Below are 19,291 nucleotides of genomic sequence, written 5' to 3' on the forward strand. Positions count from 1 at the left end.
ATGGAGAAACTACACCTACATATGGAGAAATGTTGTTTTTCGACAAAAAAATAGAGCCAAGACCTTTAAATCGGTCTCCACTCTATTCATTGACACACTGCATTTAACCGTACTTATACGTCATTCCATGGCCGCCCTTCGGATACACCCAATCGATATTATAAGAAGGACACGCTATGCGGCAAGTACCGCATTCAATACAATTTTCAAAAGCAACCGTCGTGATCTTAAGCTTTTTTTCCCACTCATACACATCGGAAGGACAGAAATAATTGCAGTCCTTCGTCACACAATTCAAACAGGTTTGTTTGTCTTTAATAACGAGATGGGATTTATCATCGCATTTGTAACGAATGGTAAACAGTTTATCTGAAATATCACTTTGGCTCATCCGTTCATCGCCCTCCAACCTTTGTAGCCCAGCTTCATCAAGTTTACCGTACCGCCTGCAGCATTTTTGATGAGCTTCATGGCCATTTTCTGCTTTTCGGCTTTCGTAATCCCATCCACGAGGAACATATTGTAAGCCGCTTCGTTTACTGCTCTTGGGAGTCGATCGAACAGTAATTCTGGATCCTGCTCTTTCAAAAATTGATGCATCCCCTTGTACTTCTGTAGATCCTTGTGTACAAAAGATTCTTTGATTTTATTATCGTACAAATGCATTGTTGGGGCTGAGAAATCCCCGCGTGCCTTCGCTTCGATAATAGCCTCCCCGGCCAAACGACCTGAGGTCATGGCGAGATTCGTTCCCTCCCGGTGGACAAAGTTAATCAACTGCGCGGCATCCCCGCAGACACACCAACCATCACCAGAAAGGGTTGGGATTGAATGAAAGCCTCCTTCTGGTATGAGGTGGCCGGAATATTCCTTGGTCTCCCCGCCTTGAATCAGCTTTCGAATCATCGGATGCTGTTTAACCGCGTCAAGCACAGCGTATGGCTTCACCTTTTTATCCCGCAAATGGTTCACCATCACACCGACCCCCAACGAGATCGTTTCTTTATTTGTATAAAGAAAGCCCATGCCCGCCATGCCGAGTGAGGTTTCACCCATAAATTCGATGGTGACACCTTCGTCTCCCTCAAGTCCAAAGCGGTCCTCAATCTTCTCTCGGGGCAGTGCAATAACCTCTTTGACAGCCAAAGACACCTCATCGGGCATCCATTCTTTATGAATTCCCATCGCTTTACCGAGCAAGGAGTTTACGCCATCGGCAATGACGACAACGTCCGCATATAGATCGCCATCATCTCGGTCCGTTCGCACGCCAACAACCTTGTTACCTTCACGAATAACGTCCAGTGCCACGGTTTCATAAATTGGAATGGCGCCGGCTGCAACAGCTTTTTCAGCAAACCACTGATCGAATTTGACTCGTAGGCCTGTGAAGCAATTATAGGGCTCCTTGTAGGCCTCATTGCGATGACCGAACGTAACCATGGACTCTTTGCCCATCATCCAGATCCGCTGTTCGACAATATAGCGCTCCATCGGAAAGTTCTTCTCCGTCCAAAACTCAGGGACAAGCTCCTCGATTTGCTTCCGATAAAGGACACCGCCAAAAATGTTTTTGGCTCCTGGAAACTCGCCTCTTTCGAGCAGTACTACTGATAAGCCAGCTCGTGCCATGGTTAATGCAGCTGCTGCTCCGGCTGGACCACCACCAACGACGATGGCATCGAATTTCTCATTCATTTCGCTTCACTCCTCTCTCGGGCGATGGTCTCCTCTGACTGCGTCTGTGTAGTGGATAACGATGCATCAACCACTGATGACGGCTGAATGCCGAAAAGCGTACGACGTTTCTTGAATTCCTCTGTAATCGCAGGCACAATTTTGAATAAATCCCCTACAAGTCCGTAATGAGCATATTGAAAAATGGGTGCTTTCTCATCTTTATTGATGGCGACGACTACATCGGCATGACTCATACCGACCGTGTGCTGCACGGCGCCAGAGATGCCGATCGCGAAGTATAGCTTCGGCCGCACTGTTGCGCCAGTCTGCCCCACCTGATGCTCGTGGCTGATCCAGCCCGCATCCACGGCAGCGCGTGACGCGCCAACGACACCGCCGAGCGTATCCGCTAGCTCGGCGAGCAGCTTGAAGGCATCGGGCCCGCCAAGTCCACGGCCCCCAGCAACGATAATCTCGCAGTCCTCGAGATTGAGCTTCCCTGTTTCGCGCAGGAAGTCCAGCACCTGCGCGTCAATCTCTTCCTCCCGCATCGTGGCTTCGATTCGGATGATCTCGCCTTGGCGCTCCGCGTCCTTCGGCAGCGCCTGGAACACACCGGCGCGCGCTGTCGCCATCTGCGGCCGGTACTGCTTGCAGAGGATGGTGGCCATCATCTTCTCGGAGAAAGCCGGCCGGCTGGCCAGCAATAGCCGCGAGGGCGGCGGCTCCACGTCGAGCTGCGTCGTGTCGGCCGTCAGCCCCGTGGGCAGGTGCGTTGCAATCGCACCTGCTAGGTCGCGACCTGTCGCTGTCGCGCCGAAGAGCACGATCTCGGGCTTCGCTTCCTCGATCAGCTTCAAGCAGACCCGGCTGTATGGCCGGGTCCTGTAGTTGCGAAGCTCCGCGGCTTCGCAGAGGTAAACCCGATCAGCGCCGTAGGCCACGGCTTCATCTGCGAGATGTGTGACATTCTCGCCGATGACGAGCGCCATGAGCGGCGCTTCCAGCTTCGCTGCTAGCTTTTTACCTTCGCCTAGCAGCTGCCAAGACACCTTTTTCGCGATGCCCTCGCGCTGCTCAACAACGATCAAAACCCCACGATATGCCGACCAGTCCGGCATCGTCGGATCAATCTGTTCCGTTTCTCTTGCCATCGTGTCATCCTCCGTTCCTATCTATCAAGCCCAATCTAATAGGGTCTGCATGTCCTTTGTTAATAACTTGTCGGCCAGCTGAGCCGCGCCAATTTCTGGACTATCAAAAGTGATCATTTGCGTTTTCACTGCTTTAATCTCGGGTACCCACGTTTTGGCTACAATTGTCGGCGAGCCTTTGAGTCCAATCTTAGCCCGCTCCAAGTCTGGGAAATCAGCCGTTGTCCACACAGTAGGCTTATATCTAGCCGCTCGAATCATGCCCGGAAGTGATGCCCGTCGCACTTTATTTAGCTCTTTCAATGCGGTGATTAATACTGGCATGCTTGTCTCAACCACTTCAATGCCATCCTCTAGCAATCGGTGAACACGCACTTTGCGTTTTTCTTCATCGACTTTAACCACCTTGTTGACATAAGTGAGTTGCTCCAAATCCAATCGGCATGCAACTCCTGGGCCAACTTGTCCGGTATCACCATCTAACGTTTGTTTTCCGCAAAAAACGATATCCACCGGCCCCCACGTTTCCGCAATTTTGCGAATTGTACGAGCAACCACATACGACGTAGCTAGTGTATCCGCTCCAGCAAAACCACGATCCGTCACCAATACCGCATCATCGGCGCCTAACGAAATACATTCCTTGAGTCCTTTTTCAGCTGGCGGCGGTCCCATTGTGACAACTGTAATGCGAGCACCTTGCTCATCCTTAATGCGTAATGCCTCTTCCAAGCCATGCATATCATAGAAATTCACAATGCTGGGAACACCTTGACGAATGAGCGTATTATTCTTGGGATCAATGCGAATTTCTCTAGAATCCGGAACTTGTTTAATACAGACGACAATATGCAGCATCTCTGCACCCTCCTATTTCTGCGGGGACTGGCTTGCATGTTTTGACAACAGGTGTGTGAGAGCCTGTCATCATTGTGAATTTTGTCACGTAAATGTCGATGCGAAATCGCTTTCAGTGGATTTAGGCATTTAACAACCTTTCGAACAAGCATAAAGATAAGAATCTAACACAGTATATGCGCGAGGGTACGGAATTTGACTAAAGCCTCTGAAAAAATTCAGACACATGCTCACGATCTACTGACTATTCACAAAAGTTATTTTCTGTTGTATCTACAAGAGTCACGCAAGCACGTATAGACTTCCATTTCGCAAACTAATGGGTATTTCTGTCAATTGCCATGAGCCCATTCAACTGACTATTTCAAGGGAAGCCAATTTCTGTGGTATCTACAAGAGTCTCGCTAGCGCATATTGACTTCTATTTCGCAAACTAATGGGTAGTTCTGTAAATTACCATTTGCCCATTCGACTGACTATTCAAAGGAAAGCCAATTTCTGTTGTATCTACAAGAGTCACGCAAGCGCATATTGACTTCCATTTCGCAAACTAATGGGTATTTCTGTAAATTGCCATGAGCCCATTCGACTGACTATTTCACGGAAACCCATTTTCTGTGGTATCTACACGTGATTTGAAATTAATTGAAATAAACGCTTAAAAAATTCTAAAATTTATCCTTTCATTAAAGAGCCTAGCTACCTCCACTCAAAAAAACATATATCGTTCTCACTAAAAGAGGCTTCAAGATCCATTTATTTATTGTAGATACCTCAGAAAATTGTTTTTAAAGATATATAGGGGGGGGAAGCAGTGGTGTGAATCTATAGGGTTGCCGTGAGTCTACTGGGTGGCCGTGAGTCTACTGGGTGGCGTGAGTCTACTGGGTGGCGTGAGTCTACTGGGTGGCGTGAGTCTACTGGGTGGCGTGAGTCTACTGAGTCCCATTAATTAACTTGGTTTTAAAGTGAACATTATTATTAGATCAACACCCATAATATGTTAAGACCAAAAAAGCTGATCCCTATCGGGAGCAGCTTTTTCATGTTTCAATCCTATTCAACTGTATGTTGCAATCGCCTGATTTATTCGCTCCCTTACTTCGAGCATCCATTCTGTGCTACGCGGATAAACAGCGAACGTAAGCGGTTCTGACAAACCATCTTCAATTAAGGCGATTGTACGCTCCTTGCCGATCAGCGTCTCAAGCAATTGCAAGGCTCGTAAATCCTGCAGCGCCTCATGGAATACTTCCAACCGAATTGACTCAATTGGCCCCGCTTCACCTGGATAAACTAGGAAGCTGTCTCCTGAAGGGAAGGCGTGTAAGGCATCTGTCACTTTGAAAGGGTCCAATGGTTGAATGGAATACTGAGAGTAGTAGAAGTTATATCCCCAATGTAGAAATCCTTGTATGCCAAACTTGTATAACTGTAAGCCCATGATCCGGTTGCGAGCGGACGGCATGTTATAGAAACGGTTCGACACTTCTTTGTACTGTGCGCAGCAATAATATGTCCACAAATCAGGGACACCTGCTTCGAGGAAAGGCTCAATATGATCGTTCGATGGTATCGGCTTCTGGACAATCCCCTGCTCGTAGAAAGAAATCTCTGTCAGTGCGTCGATAATCGGGTAATCAGGAGGTAGGAGCTTCTGAACGAGATCACTCGCTTTTTTATACGTATCAAAATTTGCTTGGGTAGGCTCATCCGACACATGAAAATAACTGCTAGAAGCGATGCCTAGTCGACGGATGACGCGATCCAATTCTGGAATGAGTTGCTCGAGGAAATGAGCGTAGGCTTCCCCTGTAGCATCAGTATCCCAACCGAAAATCCGTTGCTCTACACCGTCAATACTAGCCATGATTTTAGGCGTATGTTTAGCCCCCCATTGGGTAAACAGATGTGAGAATTCGAAGTATTCGACACCAACTCCCTGACAAAGTGCTACCCAACGCTCTAACTTTGAAAACGCAAAGGAATATGTCGTGTTGCCATCGATTTTACCTCCAACTACATACACATCAATCAGCTGAACCGTTGGGCGCTCGCCTCCAATTGCAGTATCTAGCGGTGGGGTAAAAATCGGCGTCAGAATCATGTTGATACCATGTTTAACTGCAGTATCTAGAAACTGCCTGATGCGGGACCAGTGCTCCTCACTGAATACAGGAATGTTATAATGTGTCGCAAGGCAATCCGTATGAAACCATTCCGTATGGATGAGCTTCTGCTTCGGAAGTGTTGCTGGGAGTACTGTGAGTTCCAGCACTTCTTCACTAAGCTTCTCTCCCTGGGGCGATTTGAATCCTACAAGTACGTTATACGTACCCGCATGAACTGACGAATCTAATTCAACATGGATCCACACAGATCTCCATTGGCCGGGAAGTGCCGTTACGGTCGAACCCACAAGGGGATACAAGGGGTCGGGATACAACCCTGGCGTCGTTCGCAGAACGTGTGAATCATGGTCCGCATAGCAAGGCATTTCTGATGGAACGAGACCTACAGCACGAATTGTAAATGGAAGCCCCAGAGTGGAATATACCTCCACACCAATGTTTTTCATTAATTGATTTGAGGTATAGGCAATTTGGAAAGCGAAATGCTCATCTTTCAGTGCTGATGCATGTGTGTAGGTCACTTCATGTGGAGCTTCATCTGCAAAAACTTTGGATAACGAGCTCAAGCAAATGGTTTGAAAAGTATCCTTTGGGTCCATGTGTATAATCCCTCCAAAAATAGAAAGCTCGATTGTATCCTTTAATCCCAATTTAAAGCTTGGAATGTCCCGGTTCGTGCAGACTCTTGCGCTTTGATACACATCAGAGCACTCATCAAACCATCATCAAGCGTCGAAACTGAATCCGCCGTTCCCTTCATAATCGCTGCAAAACTCCGAGCCAACTTCTCATCACCGCCAAAATGATTACTGCCAGCTGCGATCTCATAGGTCTCCACGCGCGCTGAATGATGCATATACACTTTAACTACACCTGTGTAGAAATCAAAATCTACAGTACCCTTGTACCCCATGAATCGAGCTCCACGTGCAGCAGCACCTTTTCGAATAAAGAAGTTTTGCGAGTAGGACATATGCATACCGCTTTCATATTGAAACAGTGCACTTCCAGAATCCTCATTTCCCGTATCTTCCGCGTAGCAGCAATATTGCCAGGTTGGATCTAACTCTTCTGTAGAATGGACAGTGCTCTCCAAACAGGTGCGATTCTCTTCACAATCGACACATTTGAGCCCAGCGGATTTATGTCCTTTGAAAATTTGCTTGGATGTCATCGCACAAACAGTGATTGGTTTCTGCCCTAGTACAGCTTGAATATAGTCAAGATCGTGTGTTGCTTTTTGGAGAAATAACCCTCCTGTTTCTAGCTCGTTTCGATACCAGCTTTGAAAATAAACGCGGCCATACGGCACATTATTAATCGCTTGAACATGTTCTACCGTGCCAATTTTACCCGATTGAATAATCTCCTTTACCAGCTCCACAATGGAGGTTACCCGCAAGGGGAAAGATACGACGACTGGCGACTTAGATGCTTCATAACCTTGCTTCAACCGACGTAGATCTTCATAGTTAGTAGCTACTGGCTTTTCGATATAAAGAGGTAGATCATGTTGTAACACTTTTAACCCCATTGTTGTATGCAAATTACAGCGTGTGCCAATCATTGCCCCGTCTAGCTGCTCTGTCTCCAGCATTTGTTCCGGTGTATCATAGTACTTAATGTGATCCCACCCTTGCTCAAGTAACTTGGCTTTAATCTGATCTTTACGTACATCAACAATGGCTTCAATTCGGCAGTCCGCATCTGCCTTCATTACTTCTTTAATCACATGCTCAATCCTATGCCCATATCCAATAACGCCTATCTTCATGCTAGCTCCCCCTCGAACTTTACGATACCTTGATTATAAAAGAAAGATTGGTGTTTTTCTTTGTCTTAAAAGCCGATTTTTTTGTTACCACATAAGAAAGTATAAGTTTTCGGCTTCCGAAAACAGCTTTCTTATTGGCGATAAAACTTACATCTCTCGGGGTCCCCACAAAGTAATCGGAATTTACTTCGAAGCTTATCGTCACTTTGTGGGGTAGAATAGCGGTCGCTCATCATTGAATGGCCTCGATAGAAGTTTTCTCATTTCTGCTGTGTTATGATAGACCTATACGCATTGCATCGAAAGATCAGGAGTGACACCCATGGCGATTAGCAAAACGAACACGACCGAGTATCAGCGGACACATTTGAAGATGAGTCTGGTAATTAATAAAGTTATTACGATGCATTACTTCGAGTTTGGTAAGGATTATTCGTTCAATGGGGAGAAGCATGATTTCTGGGAATTTCTCTATGTCGATCGCGGCGAAGTGGAAGTTCATGCGGATGATCACCGCTATTTACTTAAACAGGGATCCATCATTTTTCATAAACCGAATGAATTTCATAGCTTCTACGCAACCAAAGGAAAAGCCCCCAATTTAATCGTTATGACGTTCGACTGTCATTCGAAAGCTATGCAATTTTTTGAGCAAAAAGTGCTGCACTTAGATGATGAGGAACGTAATCTTCTTGCCCAAATCGTACGAGAAGGACAACAAGCCTTCGAATTCCCATTCGGTCATCCCCTTGTGCGCAGGCAAGATGCCCCTGTAGGCAGTGAACAAATGATTCAAAGCTACTTAGAAATTCTCTTAGTGCGTCTGCTACGGAAATCTGCTCAGGCAGAAGTCGATACACCTCTCTCCACAGTTGCTAAAGAGAAGTCGGTCCATGATTTGACCAGCAAAGTCATGAGTTATATGGCGGAGCATATCGATGCTCATCTTACTCTAAACGAAATCAGCCAAGTGTTCTGTGTGGGTAAAACGCAGCTCAAGGAACTTTTCAAAAAAAACACGAACTATACCATTATGGAGTACTTTGCCAAATTAAAAATCGATCAAGCCAAAATCTTGATACGCGAAGAAACATATAATTTCACTGAGATTTCTAGGAAACTAGGCTTCAGCTCAGTTCACTATTTCTCCAAGGCCTTTAAGAAAGCAACCTTAATGAGTCCATCCGAGTATGCAAGAACGGTCAAATCCCGTATGTAGACACTTATCTTATCATTTACAACAAAATCCCGAGAAGCTGCAACTTAGCAGTTCCTCGGGATTTCTCAATTACTCATCTAGCTCACGCGTCTTCGTCTTCTTCCTCAACCTCATACGTGCATAGGAACCGCTCCACGCCTGGATATTTCTCACCAAGACTGCGAATCACGAATCCAACGTTGCGATAAAATTGCACGGCCTCTTCATCCGTTTCCACCGTAATACGAACTGGCTGCATGTCATCAATAATTTCAAGCAGCATGCCACGTCCGAAGCCTTCCCCTCTGCTCTCGGGTTCAACTGCAAGGTGACGAAGCGTCATTTCTTGCTTCTCATTCAGCTCGAAGCCGATAATTCCGACTGGTAAACCTTCCGATTCATAGGCAAATAACCATGTGTTTTCATTATTTTCATAGTGACTGAGGGCTTCTTGAAGACTTTCAGGATCTGGAAACACACTATAGCCAAGCAATTGTTGAATATCACCCTCTTGAAGGCGGGATTTCACATTTAACAGCACGTACGCTCACTTCTTTCTATATTCGTATATCTCTAATATTCTACAAATGGGTGCAGGCTGTCAACTTGCGTCAATTCGTAGCGCCAATGTTTGCTTTCTATGCATTGTACTATCCTGACAATGGCTCTTTACCTACTGAACGAATCGCTAAAGGTACAGCAAAAGCTGCAATGCTTGCTATTAACCCATAAACGAACATCCCATGAATGCCGGTGTAGAATACCTCAGATTTCGTTACGATCGAGCCCATCACCGTGACACTGACCGCCGTTCCGATGTTACGGGCGAATAGCTGCAGCGAGGTCGAAATCCCCTTCTGATGGGCCTCGACTAGCTGCTGAGCACCAATCGTTGATACCGTAAACAGAAGTCCAAATGAGAGTCCAAGCATGGTAAGTGTACTGAAAACGTAAATAAATGAGGTGCCTTCACGGATAAAGAATAGTAGAACGGCTGTGACGACAAGTAATGCGTTGCCCGCTAACAGCAACGGCTTATAGCCGAAGCGAATCACCCATTTCCCGCTCGGTATTGCGACAACCATCCAACCGATAGAGGTGCCAAGAAGCGCAATCCCGCTGATGAACAGCGAATGCCCTTGATTTTGCAAAAATAAGGGAATAAAACTGGACGTCCCGAAAAGGGCCGCACAACTAAGAAATGAGCCGCCTATCATCAAAGCCACAGGCTTATTGCGCATCAACGTCATGGGAACAATTGGGGCAGCATGCCCTTTTTCATAGAGAAAGAATGCAATGAGCAGTGCCACACCAACGGCACCATAGATGTATGTATAGGAATGCGCAACGGTTATTAGAAGTATCGATGATATCCCCGCGGCAAACAAAAGTGCACCCCAATAATCAATTACCGCTTTCTTCGGTTGATACACTTCTTTGTAAGGGAGCAAGGCAAGTAATGCAATGAGACATATTGGAACATTCACGAAGAAAATCCATCGCCAGTTCAAATAGGTTACAAAAAACGTGCCTAACGTAGGAGCTAGAATCGCTGCTAATCCCCACATGCCTGTGAAAAAAGCTTGAACCTTCCCTCGCTGCTCCACAGGGTAGATATCTCCAGCAATAATAGATGGAAATGGCATCATCACCCCTGCACCAATCCCTTGAATCGCTCTGAAAATAATGAGCTGCACCATTGTGTCTGCTAATCCACAGAGAACTGATCCTCCTAGAAATAACAAAATGCCCGCGGCATATATGCGTTTGCGCCCAAATAAATCCGATAAACGCCCTGCAAGAGGGGCTAGAACCGTAGATAACACCATATATGATGTAAATGCCCAGGCATATAGGCTGTTTCCACCAATGTCATTCACAATGATCGGCATCGTTGTATTGGCAATAGTGGTGTCCATAGACGCGACTAACATGGCCAGAACAATACTGACCATCACGGTAGTTCGATTACTCATGAATTGTCCTCCCTAAGCTGACTTTGACACATCTATCCATTGTAAACCATTCCAGAATTGATGAATAGCAAGTGATTTACTCGGGATAGAGTCGAGTTTGGAAAATTTCTCTTTACAAATGCCTTTTGCAGGACTAAAATTAATCCAATGTGTTTAGTGGGTTATGAAAAGAGGACATGACAACATGACTTTGAGTATTATTCTAATGGGTTTAATCGTTGGTTTTCTGGTCGGAATGACAGGTGTAGGCGGCGCTTCCTTGCTGACTCCCATACTTATTTTAATTGGTATCCATCCTTCCATTGCTGTAGGAACAGATCTTCTTTATAATTCGATTACGAAGCTTTTCGGTACAGTCCAGCATTGGCGGCAGAAAACAATCGACTTTAAGCTTGTTAAAATGCTTGCCCTAGGTAGTCTTCCAGGTGTTGTACTTGCTGTCGTGTTCCTGAAATTATTTGATTCTTTCTTCGATAATCAAGAAGTAATCATCAAGCACGCACTCGGCTATGTGTTGATTCTAGTAGCCTTCGCAACGTTGTTCAAGGTATTCTTCGGGCATCGGATGAAAGAGAATCGTTGGCAGCTCAAATCATTAGAAGAGAAGCGCTGGTTGACGATTACCATTGGCGCAGTTCTTGGCTTCATTGTTGGATTGACTTCCATTGGCTCTGGCTCCTTATATGCGATTGCCATGCTCTATTTTTTCCGAATGATTCCCGCTCAGCTTGTGGGTACGGATATCGCACATGCCTTTATACTCTCCTCAACAGCAGGTATTTTGCACGCAAGTATGGGTAACGTCAATTATTCGCTCGTTATTAATCTTCTCATCGGCTCGATCCCTGGCGTACTCATCGGAAGCATGCTTGCAACGAAAGCACCTACAACGGTACTTCGTACGATTATTGCCACCTTAGTATTAATTAGCGGTCTTAAACTAATTTAATCTTGAAGCAGAGCCCCTAGGCTCTGCTTTTTTTATCTAGCGGAATCCACTTTCCTGTCGGATTCTGCGGTTGCCCGGGAAATAGAGAGGTTAATTCCCACATGATATAGCCCATTTTTCAAAAGAATTAGGCCCATGCCTACACCGTGATACTCGTCTCACTCATACCTTGTGAAGAACAACATGTGATCATAAAGGAGCGCTACTGCATATGCAGCGACTAATGTGTAAAGGGAAGATACATCGTGCGACTGTAACGGAAGCCGATTTGGATTATGTAGGAAGTATTACCATAGATGGGTTATTGATGCGCAAGGCGAATATTCATCCTTATGAAATGGTTCAAGTCACAAGCTTACGAAATGCCACCCGTTGGAAAACGTATGCGATTCCCGCTCCAGAAGGCTGCGGCAAGATTGGATTAAACGGTCCCCCTGCCCATCTCTTCTCTCCTGGAGACCTCGTGATCATTCTCAGTATGGGCCTTATGGATGAAGAGGAAATTCGCGCACTCAAACCACAGGTCGTTTTCGTCGATAGTCATAATCAACTACTTCAAGTGGATGAACATGATCTCGTCATTCAGCGGCAAGAAGAGAAAGCGAATGAGTAGTCTATCCACGAGCAAATGGAGCAAACATAAAATCCTGCGAAGATCAAAGAGGTTGCAAGCTCATCTGCCTGAAACAGAATGGTTGAGCGAGAACAGTTTCATGCGATTAATAACCAAATATGGTCAAGTCATTATTAAACCAACAGGGAGCTATGGCGGCAATGGTGTTATACAGGTCAAATCTTCCGGAAACTCATCCTATGAGGTTCAAGATGGCTCCAAAACTCGAACCTATACAGATCATAGTGCCATTACCCCCTTTATCAAGAAAAAAGCGAACAACAACAATATCGTTCAACAACGAATCCCGCTTGCGACCAAGCAGGGGCGTCCCTTTGATCTAAGAGTCATGGTTCAAAGACATACCAAATCCGAATGGCAAGTGACAGGCATGCTGGCCAAAGTAGCTGGAAAAGGCTATATTATCACCAATATTCGTAGGAGTGGCGGTCGAGTTGTCACTGTAGAGAAGGCCATCCAAGGTTCTGAGCTTCAGGACATGCAGACTTCAGCGCTCCTTGCCGAGTTGCGTTCGGTTGCACTACAAACAGCCAATCAGATCGGTCCTTCCTATCGTTGGGTCAAAACGATGGGGATCGATATGGCCTTTGATAAGCAAGGACATGTTTGGATAATCGAAGTGAACTTCGCCCCAATGCTCGAGTTATTCCTGAAGCTGCCCAATAAATCTACCTTCCATAAAATCAAATCATTTCATGCAGGTAGGAAGCAAACATGATCATTCCTACTAGAGACGCTGAGGAGGTCCAGAAATGAAACAATGGGAGCTTCATTGCTCACGATGTTCTGCAAAACTGCCCTTCCGCTATCAAGACATGAAATGCAACTGCGGCGGCACTTTATTGGTGAACTATGATCTCGAGCAAGTTGCACAAACGTTCACGAAAACTTCTCTTGGGTTAAGGTATCCTTCCATGTGGAAATATCACGAACTGCTCCCCATTCACGATCCGTCCCATATCGTTTCCCTAGGTGAAGGCTGGACACCGCTGCTACGAATGCCAGACTGGGAGAGCAAGCTATCACTCAAACGACTATGGATCAAACGTGAGGAACAAAATCCAACAGGCAGCTTTAAATCACGCGGGTTTTCGGTAGCGGTTTCCTTATTGAAACAAGCCGGAGCAACGAAAGCTGCAGTTCCATCAAACGGGAATGCAGCAAGCGCATTAGCTGCCTATGCAGGAAGAGCCGGCATTCAAGCGTTTGTTTTCATCCCCATGGACTGTCCTTCACTCATTGTCGATGAATGTCCAATGTATGGAGCAACGACTGTACTTGTCGATGGCTTTATTCATGATGCTGCCGCGATCATCGAGTCTGGCCGCATGGAGCAAGGCTGGGTGAATGTCGGCACATTGAAAGAGCCCGGCCGTGTAGAAGGCAAAAAAACGATGGGGCTTGAACTTGCTGAACAGTTGGGCTGGACGTTCCCTGATGTGATCATCTATCCCACAGGCGGCGGTTCAGGCATTATTGGCATGTGGAAAGCTTTTTTGGAGTTGAAGGCATTAGGCTTCATTAATTGCGACATGCCTAGATTCGTTTGTGTACAAGAGGAGGGCTGTCAGCCTATTGTCGATGGTTTGACGAAAGCGTTGGGGGGAACACCTACGATTGTAAGTACCACGCCTGTAAGCGGCAGAATTATTCCCAATCCAACAGGGATGCGTGTTCCGAACCCGCCGGATTTGGAACTGCTTCTGTCGATTATCGAGCAGAGTGGTGGAACTGCCATCGCGGTGTCCAAAGAGCAAATTGCCCAAGCCACGCATAGCTTAGGCGCGGAAGGCATTTCCTCTTCTCCCGAAGGCGCGGCGACTTGGGCAGCCATGCTGGCCCTTAGTGACAATGGCTGGCTTCGCCACACGGACACTGTGGTACTGTTTAACACTTCGCATGCGATGAAATATGCTAAACTTGGGGCGAGCGCGGCCATTCCCATCATTCGAACCTATGATGAGTTTATGCTCTATCGGAACATATAGCTTTTCTTGAGGGTGACCCGGAGATCGTCTATTTTTTCGACGATCTCCTTGCCTTTTGCCTATCTTGAGCCGGAGATAGTCGATTATTCCGACGATCTCCTTGCTTTTTGCCTCTCTCAGGCCGGAGATAGTCGATTATTCCGACGATCTCCTTGCTTTTTGACTCTCTTGGGCCGGAGATCGTCGATTTTTTCGACGATCTCCTTGCTTTTTGACTCTCTTAGGCCGGAGATAGTCGATTATTCCGACGATCTCCTTGCTTTTTGACTCTCTTAGGCCGGAGATCGTCGATTTTTTCGACGATCTCGCCACCCATTGCTTCACTTGCTGCGATGAAAAAGTGCAATTGCTTTTTCAGTGATCAGAAATTGATAGCTTCTTGTCAGACTTCCACCATTCGGTCTTAGCAAGCCTTTGGCTACCAAGTTTCGTACGATTTTACTACTAGTTTCTCTCGTAAGCTGCAACCAGTGGCACACTTCCTTCATACAAAACGGCTTGTTACATGTTAGAGCAAACCTCAAAATCTCCCGCTCATAAACCGGCAACGCGTGCAACCCAAACCCCGCTCCCTGCACATTTCCGAATCGGCCTATCCATTCATATAGATTTCTTTGGCACAAACTTGGCTTTTTCTCAAGCTCATCTCGGCTGTATGGAAAATAGGTATAACCAAGCATTGCAACACTTCGAGCACGTGCCCTTTCGAATGAAAAACGGTCTCTCGTAATTTTCTCAGCGTGCGTAATGAAGCTATCCTCTCGAACACGATCCGCATTATGGGATGACAGACGACGCCGTATATCTTCACACCTGAGAAGCTTAACATCTCATATTCTAGTTCTAACCCGTCAAACGAGCCTAGTACAGGCAACAACACCTCTTTCAAGAGTATTTTCGTTCCCGTCAAGTCCCTTCGCAACATCTCTAATCTTTGGCCTTCCGCATGTCGAACTTGCTCGTTCCAAAAACCTCATAATCTTTCTCAAACAAATCAATCGCCTCCTAAAAAACAAAAACGCCGCCAACTCCTACAATCAGGAGCTAGCGGCGTGTGCTTCACGCATGAATCGTTGCTATCTTATTGACCTAAATTATTTTCTTCATACAGTCGGTACATGGCTTGAATCAATGGTTCTGCTGGGTCACGATTCAATAAGTATAACGTCATTAAGTATTGGAGTGGAAGTGCACAGGTATTATTGCCCTCTTCAACAGCAACAAAGCCCGCTTCAAGTACTGGACCATGCTCTTCATGAAGCTCTAGATCTACATAGATCTTCTGCTCAGGGAACTCCTCGCGAACTGCTGCTGCACAATAAGGAACAATATGCTTGTCCAGTAGATCTTTGGCCTCATCTTCGGATTGAGGCGGATTCGGAAGAATGTGACTCTCGTCGCTTCTTAACAAATCTACGAAGAATGAGGATAACCACAGTCCTGCATTGGGATTCGATTGGAAATTACGCATAATTTCATTCAAGAAAAATCCGCAAGCTGTGGATTTCTCATCTTTTTTAAGTGTAAAAGCGAACATCGGACCGTAGGTTGGATTATTGCCAATTTGACCATCGACTTCATACTCAGGAAATTGTTCTTTCACAATTTCTTGGACATGTTGGAACCATGTAATAATGACTTGGGCCTGATCACGTTCTGGATCATGTTCAATCTCTTCGGTTGCTTGTGTTTCGATATCTTTGTCTGTCATTGTCGTTATAGCCTCCTGAATCATTCTTAATGGCACGAATATTCCTATTGTAACGCATTTACGCCAGATCAGAAAGTATATGTTGTAATTTACATGCGCTAATGCGATCTTAAGAGGCAACAAGCTTCATCATGAGGATGCCAACCATCGCAATCGCTAAGCCAGATTGTTCGAGTTTCGAGAATTTATCCTTCAAAATAAATCGCGTATACAACAGCACGATCAGTACATTCAGCGCAACGACCGCCGAAACCAATCCAGTAATTCCGTTCGCAAATCCATGAATAATAAGTATCATTCCCATGACATTCGTAATACCAACACCCATGCCGAAAAGAAACGTCTTGCGTTCTGTCCACGTACTTCGCGCTGTTTGCTGCGGAGCGTCCTTCTTCTTATCTTTCCACCACCAAATAGCAAAGCAAATCGTGCCTGTTGCAAACATATAAAACAAGGTAGGAAATAAGGAAGCATGCACGAGGGTTGTCCATTTACTGGACAAGTCGTTGGCCGCAAATAAGAGGAGCGCAATCACACCCCAACCGGCACCTTGTAAGTTTTTCAATGTAATATCATTAGAGTACTTCACGAATAAAATGCCTATGACAATAACAACAAAAGCAAACAGCTGTAGCAAGCTCAGCCGTTCACCCCATAGGATATATGCAAATAGTACAACTACAACCGATGGCAATCCCGTCAGAATAGCAACTAAGGAAGCCTTGCCGACCGCGAAACCTTTGAACATGCTGGCATTAGCTCCGAAGGAGAACAACCCCATTTGAATCCCGATAAGCGCCGATATTTCCCATTCTGACTGCCAAACTAGGGCACAGGCTAAACTTACAACCGCCCCCATTGCAAAGGTGCCACACAGCAGTACATTTCGATTCAGCGATTGCTGACTAGACCAATGATATAAAATTCCTCGCAGCCCAAAACATAAAGCCGCGAGGACGGAAAAAAGTAGCCACATGATGTTCGTTACCTCATTCTTTCTTTTCTAAAGATGTTGATTTATTTCTCTGTTAATCGTACCAATATTGCGTCCCCGTTTGCGGATACTCTTACCTCAGCAAACTTGGCATTCTGTTCATAAATTCCCCCGGTGCCTTCAGGGATAAAGAAATTCTCGATACCATACTTAATTCCCTCATACCCCTCTCGCTCACCGTTCAAGTGGACTTCATCAGGGGCAAGTTGATCATCAGCCTTGTACTCCCTACGGAACTCATACACTGTTGGATCCCCGCTTGGTCCAAGAATAACCGATATTTTCCCATTGGAAGTCCGTTCCTCTAGGTTGTTCTGATAGATCGGAGGCTCTGAAATCGTGTATCGTAGTCGAACATAATCCCCTTGTATCAAGGAACGCGGGTCCAATGGCTGCAGTTGCAACTTGATCAGCTTCCCATGACTGAGAAGATATTCACTCTTGCCAATTTGCAAAGACATAGCCACAACTTGAAGTCCAACTAATAATGCAATAACCCAACGATTCGTACCATAACCCGTTTGTAGAAGCGAACCATCGTCTGGTTCAAGACCTTTCTTCTTCTCTATCCACACAGTAATTCCAATGATCAGAATACCGATTATCGCGAAACTGATGGATTTATGCAGAAGCTTCCACGCCAAATCATAATATTTGTAGACGAGGAAAGCGATCCAGAAGCCCATCGACCAATCAAATAACCATTTGACATGAAGCTGCCGACTTATCAGAATTGCCGCTAAGACAAGTACAAAGAACAGCACATTCGTAGTATAGTACCATCCTGATTCCGTGATAAAGGTTAAGGCAAACAGTGCTAACAAGAAAGCTGGATAACTACTGTATACGACGGGTTCTCGGAACGCTGCCGAACGAATCACCTGTCCACCAGCGAACAGCACGAAAAGCAATCCTGCGAGAATACTAAGAATAGCAACACCACTATTGATCCAATCCCATAGGACAAAGCCTACGATAATTATTGAGGCTAGGAAGAAGAGGATCCGTGTAATCAATCCCTGTAACAATACAAAAGCCACAAGTGTTAAGGCTAGATAGATGAGCAGCATCGAAGATTGTTCTGTACCGACCGAAGCCCCTGTGCCCAACATAAGTCCGCTTAACAAAATGGTAAAACGAGCCAAGACATTGAACTTACGCGCTGCTAACATACCAATCACTGCAACGAACCCATAACCGATCAAAATATTTGCCGGCTCATCAAAACCTAGAACAACCGTCACGAGACCAATCAGAGTGAAACTTCCTAACAGAGAACCGATGATAATGACAGAAATCGTAAGCACACGTACGACCCATTTGCTGAAGTCTCCGTCGCTTTTGATCGGCGTATCGGTTTCATCCGTTGCACCTGACTCAATCTTCTCAGAAGAAGGCTTCCAAGCGCGCACGTAGTTCATGAACATCACATTCGCACCGATAAACACGATTACGAACAACAAGCTCACGATAAAAAATAGTTCATTATGGTACTCAATAATCAATTCAACATACTTCGTTGTGATCGCGGCAGAAATCCAAAGCCCTGCGAACAGCAGATAGACTTTACTCTGTGTCCGATGAGCATACAGGACGGCCGCAGCTAGTGCTGCAATGAGCGGCAGGTTCATCCAAATCCCATAATTCTCGAACGTATGGGACACAGACATGATAATGAATATACAAAGTGTCGCTTGAAAGGTCACCCATTTGAGGAATGGGGAATGTAAGCTCCCCTTCTCAAACAAGACGAACAAGGTACCGTTCACGATCGCAAGCCCAAACCAGATCGCGAGTGTAGCTCCCTCGGTTTCGGAATAACTGCCCCATTTGGGAAAGAAGAACAGTCCGTAGGCAAGATGTCCAAGTATATAACTCAAGACATAATAGGGCTGCCATCGGGTTAAGATCGCATATAGAACGGCTGGCAGAAACCACACTAGAAACAAACTATAACTGTCTGCGTGTGAATTATAGGTTTGACCAATTAAACCGATCCCAACTCCGAAAGAAATGCAGCTGGCAAACAAGCTTAACTTACTTAGAAACTCTCTTCCAACCTGACGGGAAAGCCAAACGGATAACCCGTAAAACCCCAATATAAGAACAAATATAGGAATAAATTTCTCTAATCGGTTCAACTTCTCCCAGTTAGAAGCAAAGAAGTAACCGATAGCAGTTAAAAGAGCACTGGCCCCAAGTACATAACCAAGTTGGATCATGATTTTGTTGGATTTCATGCT

Annotated in this window: 18 protein-coding genes; 5 read left to right on the forward strand and 13 right to left on the reverse strand. The window is 45.7% G+C overall.

Going from position 1 to position 19,291, the window contains the following annotated elements:
• Positions 1-103: 103 nt before the first annotated feature.
• From ASG89_RS18420 to ASG89_RS18445, 6 genes are all read right to left on the reverse strand, one after another.
• Positions 104-391, reverse strand: a complete 288-nt coding sequence (locus ASG89_RS18420; RefSeq protein WP_028554142.1) for a ferredoxin family protein — start codon at positions 389-391, stop codon at positions 104-106.
• A complete protein-coding gene (locus ASG89_RS18425) occupies positions 388-1,698 on the reverse strand; it encodes an FAD-dependent oxidoreductase (RefSeq protein ID WP_057312289.1) in 1,311 nt (436 codons plus the stop codon). Before ASG89_RS18425 ends, ASG89_RS18420 begins: the two co-directional genes overlap by 4 nt.
• Positions 1,695-2,834 carry an electron transfer flavoprotein subunit alpha/FixB family protein gene (locus tag ASG89_RS18430; protein WP_057312291.1) on the reverse strand — a complete coding sequence of 380 codons (1,140 nt, stop codon included), beginning with the start codon at positions 2,832-2,834 and terminating at the stop codon, positions 1,695-1,697. The genes ASG89_RS18425 and ASG89_RS18430 overlap by 4 nt, the downstream gene beginning before the upstream one ends.
• A gap of 24 nt (positions 2,835-2,858) precedes the next feature.
• Positions 2,859-3,692: an electron transfer flavoprotein subunit beta/FixA family protein gene (locus tag ASG89_RS18435; RefSeq protein ID WP_057312294.1), complete on the reverse strand. Its 834-nt coding sequence runs from the start codon at positions 3,690-3,692 to the stop codon at positions 2,859-2,861.
• Positions 3,693-4,752: 1,060 nt separating this feature from the next.
• Positions 4,753-6,423, reverse strand: coding sequence for a DUF4091 domain-containing protein (locus ASG89_RS18440; protein ID WP_057312295.1), 1,671 nt, complete (start codon positions 6,421-6,423; stop codon positions 4,753-4,755).
• Between the two features lie 41 nt (positions 6,424-6,464).
• Positions 6,465-7,598 carry a Gfo/Idh/MocA family protein gene (locus ASG89_RS18445; protein WP_057312298.1) on the reverse strand — a complete coding sequence of 378 codons (1,134 nt, stop codon included), beginning with the start codon at positions 7,596-7,598 and terminating at the stop codon, positions 6,465-6,467.
• Positions 7,599-7,920: 322 nt separating this feature from the next.
• On the opposite strand from ASG89_RS18445, the gene ASG89_RS18450 reads away from it, so the two are divergent.
• Entirely contained in the window at positions 7,921-8,817 is an 897-nt protein-coding gene (locus ASG89_RS18450; RefSeq protein WP_057312300.1) for an AraC family transcriptional regulator, read from the forward strand.
• Positions 8,818-8,899: 82 nt separating this feature from the next.
• On the opposite strand, the gene ASG89_RS18455 is transcribed toward ASG89_RS18450, so the two are convergent.
• The gene (locus ASG89_RS18455) at positions 8,900-9,325 is read right to left on the reverse strand and encodes a GNAT family N-acetyltransferase (RefSeq protein WP_235549813.1); all 426 of its coding nucleotides are present in this window, start codon (positions 9,323-9,325) and stop codon (positions 8,900-8,902) included.
• A 121-nt stretch (positions 9,326-9,446) separates the two neighbouring features.
• A complete protein-coding gene (locus ASG89_RS18460) occupies positions 9,447-10,772 on the reverse strand; it encodes an MFS transporter (protein WP_057312303.1) in 1,326 nt (441 codons plus the stop codon).
• 184 nt (positions 10,773-10,956) lie between these two features.
• On the opposite strand from ASG89_RS18460, the gene ASG89_RS18465 reads away from it, so the two are divergent.
• From ASG89_RS18465 to ASG89_RS18480, 4 genes are all read left to right on the forward strand, one after another.
• Positions 10,957-11,721, forward strand: a complete 765-nt coding sequence (locus ASG89_RS18465) for a sulfite exporter TauE/SafE family protein (protein WP_057312304.1) — start codon at positions 10,957-10,959, stop codon at positions 11,719-11,721.
• Positions 11,722-11,932: 211 nt separating this feature from the next.
• Positions 11,933-12,334, forward strand: coding sequence for an aspartate 1-decarboxylase (panD, locus tag ASG89_RS18470; protein WP_057312307.1), 402 nt, complete (start codon positions 11,933-11,935; stop codon positions 12,332-12,334).
• Positions 12,327-13,073, forward strand: a complete 747-nt coding sequence (locus tag ASG89_RS18475; RefSeq protein WP_057312309.1) for a YheC/YheD family protein — start codon at positions 12,327-12,329, stop codon at positions 13,071-13,073. Before panD ends, ASG89_RS18475 begins: the two co-directional genes overlap by 8 nt.
• A gap of 34 nt (positions 13,074-13,107) precedes the next feature.
• Positions 13,108-14,343, forward strand: coding sequence for a threonine synthase (locus ASG89_RS18480; protein WP_057312310.1), 1,236 nt, complete (start codon positions 13,108-13,110; stop codon positions 14,341-14,343).
• Positions 14,344-14,663: 320 nt separating this feature from the next.
• Here ASG89_RS18480 and ASG89_RS36485 read toward each other — a convergent pair whose 3' ends face one another.
• The 5 genes from ASG89_RS36485 to ASG89_RS18500 form a co-directional block, all read right to left on the reverse strand.
• Positions 14,664-14,810 carry a hypothetical protein gene (locus tag ASG89_RS36485; protein WP_157276705.1) on the reverse strand — a complete coding sequence of 49 codons (147 nt, stop codon included), beginning with the start codon at positions 14,808-14,810 and terminating at the stop codon, positions 14,664-14,666.
• A 125-nt stretch (positions 14,811-14,935) separates the two neighbouring features.
• Positions 14,936-15,253 (reverse strand): hypothetical protein, encoded by a 318-nt coding sequence (locus tag ASG89_RS37750; protein WP_235549814.1) that lies wholly within the window; start codon positions 15,251-15,253, stop codon positions 14,936-14,938.
• Positions 15,254-15,424: 171 nt separating this feature from the next.
• Positions 15,425-16,054 carry a hypothetical protein gene (locus ASG89_RS18490; protein WP_057312313.1) on the reverse strand — a complete coding sequence of 210 codons (630 nt, stop codon included), beginning with the start codon at positions 16,052-16,054 and terminating at the stop codon, positions 15,425-15,427.
• A gap of 109 nt (positions 16,055-16,163) precedes the next feature.
• Positions 16,164-17,030 carry a DMT family transporter gene (locus ASG89_RS18495; RefSeq protein ID WP_057312314.1) on the reverse strand — a complete coding sequence of 289 codons (867 nt, stop codon included), beginning with the start codon at positions 17,028-17,030 and terminating at the stop codon, positions 16,164-16,166.
• 41 nt (positions 17,031-17,071) lie between these two features.
• Positions 17,072-19,288: a GDYXXLXY domain-containing protein gene (locus tag ASG89_RS18500; RefSeq protein ID WP_057312315.1), complete on the reverse strand. Its 2,217-nt coding sequence runs from the start codon at positions 19,286-19,288 to the stop codon at positions 17,072-17,074.
• Between the last annotated feature and the right edge of the window lie 3 nt (positions 19,289-19,291).

Source organism: Paenibacillus sp. Soil766, assembly GCF_001428105.1.
Lineage (GTDB): Bacteria > Bacillota > Bacilli > Paenibacillales > NBRC-103111 > Paenibacillus_E.

Bases quoted from the DNA above. Each gene is read 5' to 3' on its own strand.
- ASG89_RS18420 (WP_028554142.1), bottom strand. From the start codon at position 391: ATGAGCCAAAGTGATATTTCAGATAAACTGTTTACCATTCGTTACAAA.
- ASG89_RS18425 (WP_057312289.1), bottom strand. From the start codon at position 1,698: ATGAATGAGAAATTCGATGCCATCGTCGTTGGTGGTGGTCCAGCCGGA.
- ASG89_RS18430 (WP_057312291.1), bottom strand. From the start codon at position 2,834: ATGGCAAGAGAAACGGAACAGATTGATCCGACGATGCCGGACTGGTCG.
- ASG89_RS18435 (WP_057312294.1), bottom strand. From the start codon at position 3,692: ATGCTGCATATTGTCGTCTGTATTAAACAAGTTCCGGATTCTAGAGAA.
- ASG89_RS18440 (WP_057312295.1), bottom strand. From the start codon at position 6,423: ATGGACCCAAAGGATACTTTTCAAACCATTTGCTTGAGCTCGTTATCC.
- ASG89_RS18445 (WP_057312298.1), bottom strand. From the start codon at position 7,598: ATGAAGATAGGCGTTATTGGATATGGGCATAGGATTGAGCATGTGATT.
- ASG89_RS18450 (WP_057312300.1), top strand. From the start codon at position 7,921: ATGGCGATTAGCAAAACGAACACGACCGAGTATCAGCGGACACATTTG.
- ASG89_RS18460 (WP_057312303.1), bottom strand. From the start codon at position 10,772: ATGAGTAATCGAACTACCGTGATGGTCAGTATTGTTCTGGCCATGTTA.
- ASG89_RS18465 (WP_057312304.1), top strand. From the start codon at position 10,957: ATGACTTTGAGTATTATTCTAATGGGTTTAATCGTTGGTTTTCTGGTC.
- panD (WP_057312307.1), top strand. From the start codon at position 11,933: ATGCAGCGACTAATGTGTAAAGGGAAGATACATCGTGCGACTGTAACG.
- ASG89_RS18475 (WP_057312309.1), top strand. From the start codon at position 12,327: ATGAGTAGTCTATCCACGAGCAAATGGAGCAAACATAAAATCCTGCGA.
- ASG89_RS18480 (WP_057312310.1), top strand. From the start codon at position 13,108: ATGAAACAATGGGAGCTTCATTGCTCACGATGTTCTGCAAAACTGCCC.
- ASG89_RS18490 (WP_057312313.1), bottom strand. From the start codon at position 16,054: ATGACAGACAAAGATATCGAAACACAAGCAACCGAAGAGATTGAACAT.
- ASG89_RS18495 (WP_057312314.1), bottom strand. From the start codon at position 17,030: ATGTGGCTACTTTTTTCCGTCCTCGCGGCTTTATGTTTTGGGCTGCGA.
- ASG89_RS18500 (WP_057312315.1), bottom strand. From the start codon at position 19,288: ATGAAATCCAACAAAATCATGATCCAACTTGGTTATGTACTTGGGGCC.